This is a genomic window from Sphingomonas sp. UYEF23, assembly GCF_040546165.1.
Classification (GTDB): Bacteria; Pseudomonadota; Alphaproteobacteria; order Sphingomonadales; family Sphingomonadaceae; genus Sphingomonas; species Sphingomonas glacialis.
Genome location: NZ_JBEPNG010000002.1, coordinates 154,127 through 166,691 on the forward strand (window position 1 = coordinate 154,127; position 12,565 = coordinate 166,691).

Genomic DNA, 12,565 nt, shown 5'->3' on the forward strand with positions numbered 1-12,565 from the left:
GCCCGGCCCGAACGGCTTAGCGGAATGCCAGCTCGGTCGACGAGGTCAGCTTGGCCTGCGCGTTGGGGACGACGAACGAGACGGGGGTCCCGCCCGAAACGCCGGTCACCTGGTCGCCGCGGACGTTGAGCTCGAACGCGCTGCCCGACTGGCGGCGGCCGCTGATCAGGACGTGGTCGCCCTTGTCGATCGTCTTGTAGGTGTAGGTCTCGCCGTCGCGCGTGAAGGTGTGGCTGGCGGAATCCGTGGCAAGCGCAGGCGAAACCGTGGCAGCAAGCAGGGCCGTAGCGGCGAAAATGGTCTTGATCATGATCGTTCCTTCCGAATTTCGAAAGCCGATCGCGCATCCTCTCCACAGAAGATGATTGTGATGATGGGACTAACATATTGCGGTGCAGCATGAGCCCAAGCGCAAAGAATGCGCGACCAGTTGCACGAAACGAAAGCGTCTGACCGTAGCGGGCATAATTCTGCGACAGATTGCGGTGATACCTCCGCACGGCGTAAAGAAGGACGCGGTGATGACGAAGGCAAGTATCGCACTCAATCGGTTCGGTTTGGGCGCGCGCGGCGATCAGCCGATTCCGACCGACCCGGTTGCATGGCTCAACGGGCAGTTCGCGCATTATGATCCGCGTCCCGATGCGATCGCCTCGGCGCCGACGAGCGCGGCGGTATCGGCCGATCTCGCCGACTATTTCCGCCAGCAGCGCGCGCTGCGCGCGCAGCAGGGTGGCAAACCGGGCGTGCCGCCTGGTCCTCCTGCCGCAGTCTCGCCGATGCCGGGATCGGCACCCGCGGGACTGCAGATGGGGGCGCAGTCGGTCCAGCCGCCGGGGATGGCGCCGTCGCCGCCGGCCGCAAAGCCGATGCCCGACGATGCGATGAAGCAGGCGCGCCAGTTCGCCGCGCGCACCGGGCGCGGGGATTATGCCGGCGCGGTCGGCGCGCGAGTGACGCAAGCGCTGATCACCGACACGCCGTTCGTCGAGCGACTGGTGCATTTCTGGGCGAACCATTTTGCGGTCTCGGCCGATAAGCTCCAGGTGGTCGGGCTGGCGGGAACGCTCGAATTCGAGGCGATCCGGCCGCATGTACTCGGCAGTTTCCATGACATGCTGATGGCGGTGGAACAGCATCCGGCGATGCTGCTCTATCTCGATCAGGCGGTGTCGGTCGGTCCGAATTCGCCGCTCGGGCAACGGATCGCCGCACGCGCGGCCGGGAATGGTGGGCGCAAGGTCGGGCTCAACGAGAATCTCGCGCGCGAGATCCTCGAGCTGCATACGCTCGGCGTGCGGACGGGCTACAGCCAGGCCGACGTCACAGAATTCGCGCGCGCGATGACGGGTTGGACCGTCGCCGGGATCGGGCAGGGGCCGGGCGCTCGCGCCGCCGGGACCGATGGCTTGCCGGGCGATTTCGTCTTTGCCGCACCGTTGCACGAACCAGGCGACCGCATGGTGATGGGCAAGACCTATCCCGCAGGCGGAGTCGAGCAGGCGAGCGCGGTGCTCGCCGACGTGGCGGTTTCGCCCGCCACCGCGAGCCACATCGCGACCAAGCTCGCGCGGCATTTCGCGGGCGACACACCGCCGCCGGCGATGGTCGCGCGGCTGCAGGCGGCATTCGTCAAATCGGGCGGCGATCTGCCGAGCGTGTACCGCGCGCTGATCGCTTCGCCCGAGGCGTGGGTCGAGCAACCGCTCAAGTTCAAGACGCCGTGGGAATGGACGATCTCGTCGATGCGCGCGCTGAACGTGAAGACTGCCGATCCACAGGCGATGGTGGGCTTGCTTAACCAGCTCGGCCAGCCGACGTGGAAGCCGGGGCAGCCGATCGGCTATGACGATATCGCCGGCAGCTGGGCCGGGCCCGATGCGGTGCTGCGGCGGGTCGAGGCCGCCGAACGCTTCGCCTCGCGCGCGGCAAGCGTCGACGCGCGGGCGCTTGGCCCCAAGATCCTGCCCGGTGCGGTAACCCCGGCGACGAGCACGGCGCTCGCCAATTGCGAGAGTCCGGCGCAAGCGCTCGCGCTGCTGCTCGTCGCTCCTGAATTCATGCGGAGATAGGCCATGTATTCCCCTATTCTTGATCGTCGCGCGTTCCTCGGTGCGGGGGCGCTCGCGCTCGCGCTTGCTCCGCGCATGGCATTCGCCAAGGCCGAGACCGACAAGCGCTTCATCTTTATCATCCAGCGCGGCGCAGCGGACGGGATGGGTATCGTCGCGCCGGTCGGCGATCCGGCGTTCGTCGGCGCGCGTGGCGATCTCGCCGCCGATTTCGCGACGGCGCAAAAGCTCGACGGGATGTTCGCGTTGCATCCGACGATGACGGCGCTGCAGGGTCTTTATGGCCGCAAACAGGCGCTGTTCGCGCATGCCGTCGCCTCGCCGTACCGCGATCGATCGCATTTCGACGGGCAGAACGTGCTCGAGAGCGGCGGGCTGAGCGCGTATCAAGTCAAGGATGGCTGGCTCAACCGGCTGCTCGGCGTGTTGCCGCCGACCGAAGCGAAGGCGATCGCGGTGTCGGCGACGGTGCCGCTCGCGCTGCGCGGCAAGCATGACGTGTCGTCCTATGCCCCCTCCAACCTGCCGCAGGCGTCGGACGATCTGATGCAGCGCGTGGCGATGCTCTATCAGGGCGACGCGCAGCTCCACGGGCTGTGGAGCGAGGCGATGAGCACGCGCGAGCTCACCAGCGACCTCGCGGCGGGCGGCGGCGCCAATGCGGTGGCGACGGGGGCGCTTGCCGCGCGGCTGCTCGCGCCCGCCAATGGCGCGCGGATCGCGATGATCGAGACCGGCGGGTGGGACACGCATACGCAGCAGCGCCAGCGGCTCGGCGCGCAGTTGAAGGGGCTCGACGGGATGATCGGCGCGCTGCAGGCGGGGCTCGGGCCGTTGTGGAGCGACACGATGGTGCTCGTCGCGACCGAGTTCGGGCGGACGGTCGCGGTCAATGGCACCGGCGGGACCGATCATGGCACGGGCAGCTCGGCCATGCTGCTCGGCGGGGCGGTGCGCGGCGGACGGGTGCTGGCGGACTGGCCGGGGCTGCAAGCGGCGGCTTTGTTCGAGGGGCGCGATCTGAAGCCCACGCTGCAGCTCGACGCGTTCATCGCGGGCGCGGTGGCGGGGCATTTCGGCGTCGAGCCAGCGCGCGCGATGGCGGCGCTGTTCCCGCTGAGCAAGGGGACGAAGGCGGTCGACGGGCTGGTGTGACGCAGCCGTCACCCCGGACTTGATCCATGGATGCCGGCTCAAGCCCGGCATGACGGGCGTCTTCCGCGCCCCGGAGCGCCGGTGCTCCCTATCGCTGTTCGCCCTGAGCTTGTCGAAGGGCCCGTGCCCCGCGCGACGCGGTCGCGTGGGGAGGTCAGGGCTTCGACAGGCTCAGCCCGAACGGGGGAGGGAGCAGCGCAAAAGCGTTGCTTACTTCGTCACCACCGGCAGCAACACCGCGCTCGCGCCGGCGGCGCCATGCTCGATCGTCACCGTCGCCTTCTTGTAGTCCGCAGGCTTCGCGAGGAAGATGTTCGGCACGAAGGTCTGCGGATTGCGGTCGTAGACCGGGAACAGCGACGACTGCACCTGCACCATGATCTTGTGCCCCGGCAGGAACTCATGGTTCACCGCCGGCAGACGGAAGCGATATTGCTGCGTCTTGTTCGCCGGGATCGCGCTGGGCTTAGCGAAGCTCTCGCGATACCGCCCGCGGAAGATGTCGAGGCTGATCGCGAGCTGATAGCCGCCCATCTTGGGGTTGCTCGCCACTTCGTCGGGATAGACGTCGATCAGCTTGACGACGATGTCGCCGTCGCTGCCCGTCGTCTTGGCGAAGATGTCGGCCCACGGCACACCTGAGACCTTGACGGTCTTGGTCAGCACCGGGGTCGAATAGCTCATCACGTCGGTGCGACCATCGACCGAGCGCTGGTCCGAGACGAGCCAGTCGCCCCAGCGGCCATCGTCGAAATTGATCGGGCGCGGCAGGTAGGGGACCGGGTTGGCTGGGTCCGACACATAGCTGTCGCCACCGCTCGCCGCGCGTTCGAAGCCGAGGCCCTTGTCGGCCTGAAGATACAGCGGGGTGAGCGGCGTGTCGCAGCCGGTGTCGCACGAAAGCGGCCATTTCGGGAAACTGTCCCAATGGTTCGCGCCGGTGTTGTAGATCGCTGCCGCCGGCAAAGTGACTGCCGGACCGTCCTTCAGATACTGATTGAAGAACGGCAGCACCATGTCTGCGCGATATTGCTGCGCGGTGTCGCCGTTCCACGTCAGCGGTCCGAGCGTGCGGCCCTCGCGATTGACTTGGCTGTGGCGCCACGGGCCCATCACGAGATAGTTGTTCGACTGATGCCCGGCCTTGACGAGTGCCTCATAGCTGTGGATCCCGCCCCACATGTCCTCATGATCCCACAGGCCCTGTTCCCACAGCGTGGGAACGTTCGACGGGCTCGCCGCGAGCAAGGTGTCGAGCGCTTGGCCCGACCAGAAGCTGTCGTATGCGGGATGCTCGACCATCCGCTTCCAGTACGGCAGCTGGTCGTAACCCGACTTCTTCGCCCAATCGCCCGCCGAGATCGTGCGGAAATTATCGTAATCGTCATAGCCACCCGACGGGGGCGCCTTGCCCTCGCCCTTGTAGCCAGTCTGCGACCCGAGCCAGCCGATATTGGGCAAGCGGAACGCGCCGTAATGGAACCAGTCGTCGCCCATCCAGCCGTCGATCATCGGGCTTTGCGGTGCTGCGACCCTCAGCGCGGGGTGCGGATGGAGCAGCGCCATCACCACGGTGAAGCCCTCGTACGACGATCCGATCATCCCGACGCGGCCGTTCGATTCCGGCAGGTTCGCCTTGTTCACCAGCCAGTCGATCGTGTCGTACGCATCGGTCGTGTGATCGACCTTGGTCTGGTTGAGCGGGCCGATGACCGGACGCGTGACGACATAGTCGCCTTCCGAGCCGTATTTGCCGCGAATGTCCTGATAGACGCGGATATAGCCGCCCTTGACGAACATCTCGTCGGCGAGCGGCAGCGTGGAGAGTTCGCTCGCGCTGTCGGTGCGGTGCGCGCGGCCCTTGGCGTTGTACGGCGTGCGCGTGAGGACGATCGGCGCGTTGGTCAGGCCCTTGGCGTAGACGATCACGGTGTAGAGCTTGGTCCCGTCGCGCATCGGGATCATCACCTCGCGCTTGACGTAGTCGTTCTGCGCCTCGGGCGGGCTGAACTTGGCGGGGATGTCGCCGCCGACCGCGGCTGCGGCCGGCGCCTTCTGCTGGGCATGGACCGGCGCGAGCGCGATCACCGCGGCGGTGGCGGCGAGCAGAAGGGCGTGGCGTTTCATGGGCGACCTTTCGGAAGGGAGATATGCCGTTGGTAGGCGCAGTGTGATGCTGCGATCAACCACCCAAATCCTCCCCGGAATGGGGAGGGGACCTTGCGGCTCCTCCACCCTTTTGCCGAAGGGGCAAAAGGGTCACGCTCCCCGTGGCGGGTAGGAGTGTTTGAAGCCGCCCCCCGTATCCGCTATGCGCCGCGCTCGCAGACACCACCGGACGTGCCCCATGACCCTCTACACCCGTTTCGCCGCGCATATCGATGCGGTGCTCGATGCCCTTGAAGCCAGCGGCGACTTGCCCGCCGGGCTCAACCGCGCGAACATCACGGTCGAGCCGCCGCGCGACACGACGCATGGCGATCTCGCCACCAATGCCGCGATGGTGCTCGCCAAGCCCGCGCAGACCAACCCGCGCTCGCTCGCCGAGAAGATCGTCGCGCAGCTGGCCGGCCTCGACGAGGTCGAGAAAGTGTCGATCGCCGGGCCGGGCTTCATCAACATGAGCCTGACCGACGATACCTGGCGCGCCGAACTCTCGGCGATCCGCGACGGCGGCGACGATTACGGCCGCTCGAACCGCGGCGCGGGCACCACGGTCAACATCGAATATGTCTCGGCCAATCCGACGGGCCCGATGCACATGGGGCATTGCCGTGGCGCGGTCGTCGGCGATGCGCTCGCTGCGCTGCTCGAATTCGCGGGCCACAAGGTGATCCGCGAATATTATGTCAACGATGCCGGCGGCCAGGTCGACGTGCTCGCGCGCTCGGTGCACCTGCGCTACCGCGAAGCGCTCGGCGCGACCGTCGAGATCCCTGAGGGCCTGTATCCGGGCGACTATTTGATCCCGGTCGGCCAGGCGCTCGCCGCCGAATTCGGCGACGCCTATGTCGGCAAGCCCGAAGAAGAGTGGCTCGTGCTGTTCCGCACCAAGGCGGTCGCGGCGATGCTCGTGCTGATCAAGGCCGATCTCGCGTTGCTCGGCATCCATCACGACCTGTTCTCGTCCGAGGCCGAGCTGCAGGCAGCGGGCAAGCCCGAGGAGGCCGAGGCCGAATTGCGCTCGCGCGACCTGATTTATGACGGCGTGCTCGAAGCCCCCAAGGGCCAGGAGCTCGAAGATTGGGAGCCCGTCGTGCTCCCGCTGTTCCGCTCGACCCAGTTCGGCGACGACCAGGATCGGCCGATCAAGAAGTCGAACGGGCAGTGGACCTATTTCGGCGCCGATCTCGCGTACCATTTCCAGAAGGCACAATCCGCCGACGCGCTGATCGACATCTGGGGCGCCGACCATGCCGGCACCGTCAAGCGGATCGTCGCCGCAGTGCAGGCGCTGACCGGCGGCAAGACGCGCTTCGACGTCAAGCTGGTGCAGATGGTCCGCCTCATGCGCGCTGGCGAGCCGATCAAGATGTCGAAGCGCGCGGGCAATTTCGTCACGCTCGCCGATGTCGTCAACGAGGTCGGCAAGGACGTCGTCCGCTTCACCATGCTGACGCGCAAGGCGGATGCGCAGATGGATTTCGACTTCGCCAAGGTGGTCGAGGCGTCGAAGGACAATCCGGTCTTCTATGTAAACTACGCGCATGCGCGCGTCGCGTCGCTCCATCGGCGTGCGGCGGAGGCGGGAATCGTCTGCGATACCGTCGACTTGTCCCAACTTGACACGGAGGACCTCGCGCTGGTGAAGTTCGCCGCGCAGTTCCCGCGGATCGTCGACACCGCTGCCGCGGCGCGCGAACCGCACCGGATTGCCTTTTATCTCTACGACTTGGCCGCTTCGCTCCATGCTTTGTGGAACGTCGGCAACGATCGGCCCGACCGGCGCTTCCTCCTGCCCGATAATCCGGCGATGACGTGCGCGCGGCTTTTCTTGGCCGATGCAATCGGGCAGATTATCCGTAACGGGTTGGGCATCATGGGCGTCCAGGCGGTCCAGGAGATGAACTGATGGCAGGCGAATACGATATGCGCGACGAGGATCGCCTTCCCTGGCTCGAAACGGTCGAGGACGATTATGACGATGGCCCGTCGGTCGTGAAGATCATCGGCCTGATCGTGGCGGCGCTGCTCGTCGTCGCGGCAGTCATCTTCGGCTATCAATATTACAAGCAGCACCAGGGCGTCGACGGCAACGGCGCGATGATCGCGGCGCAAGAGGGCGATTATAAGGTCAAGCCCGACGATCCCGGTGGCATCAAGGTCGACGGCGAAGGCGACAGTGCGATCGCGACGAGCAACGGCGCCGCCACCGGCAACGCCGCGATCGACATGAAGGCGCTTCCCGAAAAGCCGATCGCGGGCAAGAAGGCTCCGGTTGCCAAGGCTGAGGCTGGCGCAAGCAAGGCCGTCGCCAAGATCCCGTCGGCCGAAAAGGCGTCGGGCGGCGCGCTGGTGCAGCTCGGGTCGTTCGGCAGCGAGGCCGAAGCCGATACGAATTGGCGCGCGATCTCGAAAAAGCACGCCGATCTCGCGCCGATGGGCAAGTCGGTCCAGGCGGCGCAGGTCGGCGGCAAGACCGTCTATCGCCTGCGCGTCAATGCCGGCAGCGCGGGCCAGGCCACGAGCCTGTGCGCGAAGCTGGCGGCGGCGGGGCAGGCCTGCTTCGTGCCGCGGGGCTGATCGCGCCGGCTCCGCGCGGTACCCGTCACCCCGGTCTTGTGCCGGGGTCCACCGGGCCGCAAGGGTTGGGAGCGTAGCACGCGCGTCCCGGTGGACCCCGGGACGAGCCCGGGGTGACGTATCGGAAGGAATGGCGCGGGTCGCATTCGGAATGGTGCGAAGCCCCGCGCTTGTTGCTAAGCCCGTGGCATGAAGCCCGTCATCTTCGGCCTATCCGGCCTCGAACTTTCGCCTGCCGAGCGCAGCTTTTTCGCCGCTGCCGAGCCGGCCGGTTACATCCTGTTCAAGCGCAACATCGCGACCCGCGCGCAAGTCCGCGCGCTGACCGACAGTCTGCGCGCGCTGTCAGGGCGCGACGACGTGCCGATCCTGATCGATCAGGAAGGCGGCAGCGTCGCGCGGATGCGGCCGCCCGAATGGCCCGCGTTTCCGGCAGGCCCCGCGTTCGACCGGCTCTACGATATCGCGCCGATCTCGGCGATCGAGGCGGCGCGCGCGAATGCCGAAGCGATCGCGCTGATGCTCGCCGAGGTCGGCATCAATGTCGATTGCCTGCCGCTGCTCGACGTGGCGCAGCCCGATACGACCGAGGCGATCGCTACGCGCGCTTTCGGCTCGGACCCGATGCGCGTCGCAGCCCTCGGCAAGGCGACCCTCGACGGGCTGCAGCGCGGCGGCGTGGTCGGTGTCGTCAAGCACATGCCGGGGCATGGCCGCGCCAAGCTCGATACGCATTATCATCTGCCGACCGTCACCGCGACGGATGCCGAGCTCGAAATCGATCTCCAGCCGTTCGCGCGGCTCAGCGATGCGCCGATGGGGATGACCTCGCATATCGTCTTCGACGCCTGGGACCCGGCGCGCCCTGCAACGCTGTCGCCCGTCGTGATCGAGCAGATCATCCGCCAGCGGATCGGCTTCGACGGGCTGTTGATGACCGACGATATCGACATGAAGGCGCTGTCGGGCACGGCCGGCGACAAGGCGGCGGGGTCGATCGCTGCGGGATGCGACCTGGTGCTCGATTGCTGGGGGCGGATGGACGAGATGGAGGATATCGCCGCGCGGCTCGGGGAGATTTCTGCGATCTCTCGCGCGCGGCTCGATCGCGCGATGGCGAGCGTGGCGGGGGTGCGTGGCGACGGCGATTTCGCCGCGCTCATTGCCAAACGCGACGCGTTGCTCGCGCTCACCTGACTTCCCCCTCGCCGCGGTACCAAGTGAGGATTTAGAAGGGGCTGCCGCTCGGCGAGCGTCTTTGCTACCGTTCGCGCAATGACCGAAGACCCCGCAACGCTGACGCTCGATCTCGACGGCTGGGAAGGCCCGCTCGACGTCCTGCTCGCGCTCGCGCGCAATCAGAAGGTCGATCTGAAAGCGATCTCGATCCTCGCCTTGGTCGATCAATATCTCCGCTTCGTCGAGGAGGCGCGCGCGATCAAGCTCGAGTTGGCGGCGGATTATCTCGTGATGGCGGCGTGGCTCGCCTATCTCAAATCGGGGCTGCTTTTGCCCCGCGATCCCGAGGTGGAGCCCAACCCGGAAGAGCTCGCGCTGCGCCTGCAACTCCGCCTCGAACGGCTCAGCGCGATGCGTGAGGCGGGCGCGCGGCTGGTCGCGCGCGACCGGATCGGGCGCGACGTTTTCCCGCGCGGCGCGCCGGAGGGACTGCGCACGCAGCGCAAGGCGCTGTGGCAGGCCGAGATCTACGATCTGATCGCCGCATACGGCGTCATCACCGCACGGACGCGCCCCGTCATGCACTTCGTCGCGCAGCGCGAGGTGATGACGCTCGAGGCCGCGCTCGAACGCGTCGGGAGGCTGCTCGGGATCACGATGGAATGGCGGACAATCGAGACCTTCCTCCCGCCGGCGGCGACGGGCGTGTTCCGCAAATCGGCGCTCGCCTCGAGCTTCGTCGCCGCGCTCGAACTCGCCAAGCAGGGCCGGGCCGAACTCCGCCAGCAATCGCCCTTCGCGCCGTTATACCTGCGCACACCCGTCGAGCCGCGGGCGTGAGTGCACCCGATCCGGTCGTCCGCGCGGTCGAGGCCGTCCTGTTCGCCGCGACCGAACCGATGACCGCGGACGCGATCCGCACGCATCTGCAGGGCGTCGAGGTGCGCGCCGCGCTCGCCACGCTGCAGGCCGATTATGCCGGGCGCGGGATCGAACTCGTCAAGCGCGGCGAGCGCTGGCACTTCCAGACCGCGCCCGACATGGCGCACTTGCTGCGCCGCACGCACGAGGAACCGCGCAAACTCACCCGCGCCGGGATCGAGACGCTCGCGATCATCGCGTACCACGAGCCGACAACGCGCGCCGAAATCGAGGCAATTCGCGGCGTCGGCATCTCTAAGGGCACCTTGGACGTATTGATGGAAGCGGGCTGGATCAGGCCTGCCGGGCGGCGCGAGGTGCCGGGACGGCCGCTGCTCTATGCGACGACCCCGGAATTCCTCGCGCATTTCGGATTGGCGAGCCGGCGCGATCTGCCGGGGATCGACGATCTGCGCGCGGCGGGGCTGCTCGACCCGGTCGATCTCGCCTTCGAGCGGATCGACTCCGACGCGGAGGTGGAAGTTTCCGACGAGGAGGACTAGATAGGGATGACCTTAGGAGACCGATCATGGGTGGTTTGAGTATTGTACACTGGCTGATCTTCGGCGGGATCGCGATCCTGGTCCTTGGTGGCGGCCGTTTCTCGAACATGATGGGTGACGTCGCCAAGGGCATCAAGTCGTTCAAGAAGGGCATGGCCGAGGACGACGAACCCAAGCGCGAACCCAATGGTGTTCCGGGCCGGATCGAAGCCAAGGCGTCGGCGGACCCCGTGTTCGACCGCGACGGCAATCGCATCCGCGACACCGAAATCTGATCAGCGGCACCGCGCTGCCATGTTCGATGTCGCATCGTCCGAAGTGATCCTGCTGGGGGTCGTGGCCTTGCTGGTGATCCCGCCCAAGGATCTGCCCAAGGCGATGCGTTTTGCCGGCCATTGGGTCGGCAAGGTGCGCGGCGTCGCGAACCAGTTCCGCTCGGGCTTCGACACGATGGTGCGCGAGGCCGAGCTGCAGGAAATGGAAAAGAAGTGGGCGGCGGAGAATGAGCGCATCATGCGCGAGCATCCGCCCGAGCCGTCGCAGCGCGCCGCGCTTTCCGGGCATCCGCATCTCGAATCGGGCGCGGAGACCGATGTCGGCTATGATGGTACTGAGGGCGATGCCCCGCCGATGATGGTCGAGACACCGGCGTTGACCGCGCCGCCGGTGATCGCCGAACCTGCAGGCCCCGGCGCGCATGACGCCGCGCCGCACCCGGCCGAGCCCGAAACCGCCGAGCATAACCCTAGGGCGCATCCGTGAACGCACCCGTCGATGATCTCGAAGCCAGCCGCGCGCCGCTGCTCGATCACCTTGTCGAACTGCGCAAGCGGCTGTTCTTCTGCCTGGTCGCGATCCTGCTGGTGTTCATCGGCACCTATGTCTTCTCGCGCGAGATCTTCACCGTTCTGGTCCATCCGCTGCTGCTCGCCGGGCAGACCAAGCTGATCACGGTCGGGGTGTTCGACGGCTTTTTCGTCCAGCTGAAGGTCGCGTTGTTCGCCGCGCTGATGATCGCGTTTCCGGTCATCGCGATGCAGTTATGGGCGTTCGTGTCGCCTGGCCTGTACATGAAGGAGAAGCGCGCCCTGCTGCCCTTCCTGTTCGCGACGCCGGTGCTGTTCATCGTCGGGGCGACGATGGCGTATTTCGTCGCCATCCCGTCGGCGCTGCGTTTCTTCTACAGCTTCCAGGGCAATCTTGGCGGGGTGCAGCAAGAGGCGATGACCTCGGTCGCGTCGTATCTCGATTTCGTGATGCAGTTCCTGTTCGCGTTCGGGCTCGCTTTCCTGATGCCGATCCTGCTGATGCTGGTCGAGCGCGCGGGGCTCGTGACGCGCAAGCAGCTGGTGAGTGGCCGCCGCTATGCGATCGTCGGCTGCTTCGCGCTCGCGCTGGTGCTGGCGCCGCCCGACGCGGGCTCGATGATCATGCTCGCGATCCCGCTGGTCGCGCTGTACGAGCTCGCGCTCGTGGCGATCTGGTTCACCGAGCGAAAGCGTGTGAAGGCTGCGTCGACCGAGCTCGTCGAGAGCTGATCTTCGCGCCGCACGCGTAGCGGCTCCTCAATACGACTGACACGAAAAAGGGCTGCTCCCGAACCCGGGAACAGCCCTTTTCCGTATTGCTGAAGCGCGGCTTACTTTGCGCCGTCGGCGGTCTTTGCGACGGTGTCGCCAGCCGACTTCACGTCCTTGCCAACGCCTTCGACGGTGTTGCACGCGCCGACGAGCAGGGCGGCGGCGAGGATCGCGAACGAGGTAGCCTTACGCATGATAATACTCCTGAAAAATGCCGGGGCAGCCATAAGCTGGCGGCCTCATGCGTCCAATGATCGATCTGTCGAATCGTTCCGCAACGCGATCGTGGCGCGTCCCGATTTCGCGCCGATGGTGCAGGAAATAATTGGGCCCGGAAGCGCGACCCGGGGGGGGGAGGGGTAGCGCGTCCGGGCCCATGTCTTGGATAGCGAGAGCGGGGGGCATAAATTCG

The 12,565-nt window shown here is 66.6% G+C and carries 13 protein-coding genes; 10 read left to right on the top strand and 3 right to left on the bottom strand.

The genetic code is table 11. The features are described 5' to 3' along the window. Nucleotides 1-16 precede the first annotated feature (16 nt). Nucleotides 17-310, bottom strand: coding sequence for a hypothetical protein (locus tag ABIB28_RS03870; RefSeq protein WP_189675475.1), 294 nt, complete (start codon nt 308-310; stop codon nt 17-19). Between the two features lie 211 nt (nt 311-521). Between ABIB28_RS03870 and ABIB28_RS03875 the strand changes: the two genes are divergently transcribed. Further along, the gene (locus ABIB28_RS03875) at nt 522-2,072 is read left to right on the top strand and encodes a DUF1800 domain-containing protein (protein ID WP_354286523.1); all 1,551 of its coding nucleotides are present in this window, start codon (nt 522-524) and stop codon (nt 2,070-2,072) included. Nucleotides 2,073-2,075: 3 nt separating this feature from the next. Beyond that, nucleotides 2,076-3,227 (top strand): DUF1501 domain-containing protein, encoded by a 1,152-nt coding sequence (locus ABIB28_RS03880; protein ID WP_354286525.1) that lies wholly within the window; start codon nt 2,076-2,078, stop codon nt 3,225-3,227. 210 nt (nt 3,228-3,437) lie between these two features. On the opposite strand, the gene ABIB28_RS03885 is transcribed toward ABIB28_RS03880, so the two are convergent. Further along, nucleotides 3,438-5,354 (bottom strand): CocE/NonD family hydrolase, encoded by a 1,917-nt coding sequence (locus tag ABIB28_RS03885; RefSeq protein ID WP_354286527.1) that lies wholly within the window; start codon nt 5,352-5,354, stop codon nt 3,438-3,440. 220 nt (nt 5,355-5,574) lie between these two features. Here ABIB28_RS03885 and argS point away from each other — a divergent pair, with 220 nt between their 5' ends. The 8 genes from argS (at nt 5,575) to tatC (ending at nt 12,111) form a co-directional block, all read left to right on the top strand. Further along, entirely contained in the window at nt 5,575-7,299 is a 1,725-nt protein-coding gene (gene argS, locus ABIB28_RS03890) for an arginine--tRNA ligase (protein WP_354286529.1), read from the top strand. Beyond that, nucleotides 7,299-7,970, top strand: a complete 672-nt coding sequence (locus ABIB28_RS03895; RefSeq protein WP_206365566.1) for an SPOR domain-containing protein — start codon at nt 7,299-7,301, stop codon at nt 7,968-7,970. Before argS ends, ABIB28_RS03895 begins: the two co-directional genes overlap by 1 nt. A gap of 189 nt (nt 7,971-8,159) precedes the next feature. Beyond that, nucleotides 8,160-9,167: a glycoside hydrolase family 3 N-terminal domain-containing protein gene (locus ABIB28_RS03900; protein WP_354286532.1), complete on the top strand. Its 1,008-nt coding sequence runs from the start codon at nt 8,160-8,162 to the stop codon at nt 9,165-9,167. A 78-nt stretch (nt 9,168-9,245) separates the two neighbouring features. Continuing rightward, nucleotides 9,246-9,989 (top strand): segregation and condensation protein A, encoded by a 744-nt coding sequence (locus tag ABIB28_RS03905; RefSeq protein ID WP_189675470.1) that lies wholly within the window; start codon nt 9,246-9,248, stop codon nt 9,987-9,989. After that, the gene (gene scpB, locus ABIB28_RS03910) at nt 9,986-10,573 is read left to right on the top strand and encodes an SMC-Scp complex subunit ScpB (protein ID WP_133189981.1); all 588 of its coding nucleotides are present in this window, start codon (nt 9,986-9,988) and stop codon (nt 10,571-10,573) included. Before ABIB28_RS03905 ends, scpB begins: the two co-directional genes overlap by 4 nt. A 26-nt stretch (nt 10,574-10,599) precedes the next feature. After that, complete coding sequence (locus ABIB28_RS03915; protein ID WP_133189979.1) at nt 10,600-10,848, top strand: twin-arginine translocase TatA/TatE family subunit; 249 nt, start codon at nt 10,600-10,602, stop codon at nt 10,846-10,848. 19 nt (nt 10,849-10,867) lie between these two features. Beyond that, nucleotides 10,868-11,335 (top strand): Sec-independent protein translocase protein TatB, encoded by a 468-nt coding sequence (tatB, locus tag ABIB28_RS03920; RefSeq protein WP_354286535.1) that lies wholly within the window; start codon nt 10,868-10,870, stop codon nt 11,333-11,335. Further along, the gene (gene tatC, locus ABIB28_RS03925) at nt 11,332-12,111 is read left to right on the top strand and encodes a twin-arginine translocase subunit TatC (protein WP_133189975.1); all 780 of its coding nucleotides are present in this window, start codon (nt 11,332-11,334) and stop codon (nt 12,109-12,111) included. The genes tatB and tatC overlap by 4 nt, the downstream gene beginning before the upstream one ends. A 101-nt stretch (nt 12,112-12,212) precedes the next feature. On the opposite strand, the gene ABIB28_RS03930 is transcribed toward tatC, so the two are convergent. Then, nucleotides 12,213-12,347 (bottom strand): entericidin A/B family lipoprotein, encoded by a 135-nt coding sequence (locus tag ABIB28_RS03930; RefSeq protein ID WP_189675467.1) that lies wholly within the window; start codon nt 12,345-12,347, stop codon nt 12,213-12,215. Between the last annotated feature and the right edge of the window lie 218 nt (nt 12,348-12,565).

Excerpts from the sequence above, each read along its gene's own strand:
- ABIB28_RS03870 (WP_189675475.1), bottom strand. The coding sequence starts at position 310 with ATGATCAAGACCATTTTCGCCGCTACGGCCCTGCTTGCTGCCACGGTT.
- ABIB28_RS03875 (WP_354286523.1), top strand. The coding sequence starts at position 522 with ATGACGAAGGCAAGTATCGCACTCAATCGGTTCGGTTTGGGCGCGCGC.
- ABIB28_RS03880 (WP_354286525.1), top strand. The coding sequence starts at position 2,076 with ATGTATTCCCCTATTCTTGATCGTCGCGCGTTCCTCGGTGCGGGGGCG.
- ABIB28_RS03885 (WP_354286527.1), bottom strand. The coding sequence starts at position 5,354 with ATGAAACGCCACGCCCTTCTGCTCGCCGCCACCGCCGCGGTGATCGCG.
- argS (WP_354286529.1), top strand. The coding sequence starts at position 5,575 with ATGACCCTCTACACCCGTTTCGCCGCGCATATCGATGCGGTGCTCGAT.
- ABIB28_RS03895 (WP_206365566.1), top strand. The coding sequence starts at position 7,299 with ATGGCAGGCGAATACGATATGCGCGACGAGGATCGCCTTCCCTGGCTC.
- ABIB28_RS03900 (WP_354286532.1), top strand. The coding sequence starts at position 8,160 with ATGAAGCCCGTCATCTTCGGCCTATCCGGCCTCGAACTTTCGCCTGCC.
- ABIB28_RS03905 (WP_189675470.1), top strand. The coding sequence starts at position 9,246 with ATGACCGAAGACCCCGCAACGCTGACGCTCGATCTCGACGGCTGGGAA.
- ABIB28_RS03915 (WP_133189979.1), top strand. The coding sequence starts at position 10,600 with ATGGGTGGTTTGAGTATTGTACACTGGCTGATCTTCGGCGGGATCGCG.
- tatB (WP_354286535.1), top strand. The coding sequence starts at position 10,868 with ATGTTCGATGTCGCATCGTCCGAAGTGATCCTGCTGGGGGTCGTGGCC.
- ABIB28_RS03930 (WP_189675467.1), bottom strand. The coding sequence starts at position 12,347 with ATGCGTAAGGCTACCTCGTTCGCGATCCTCGCCGCCGCCCTGCTCGTC.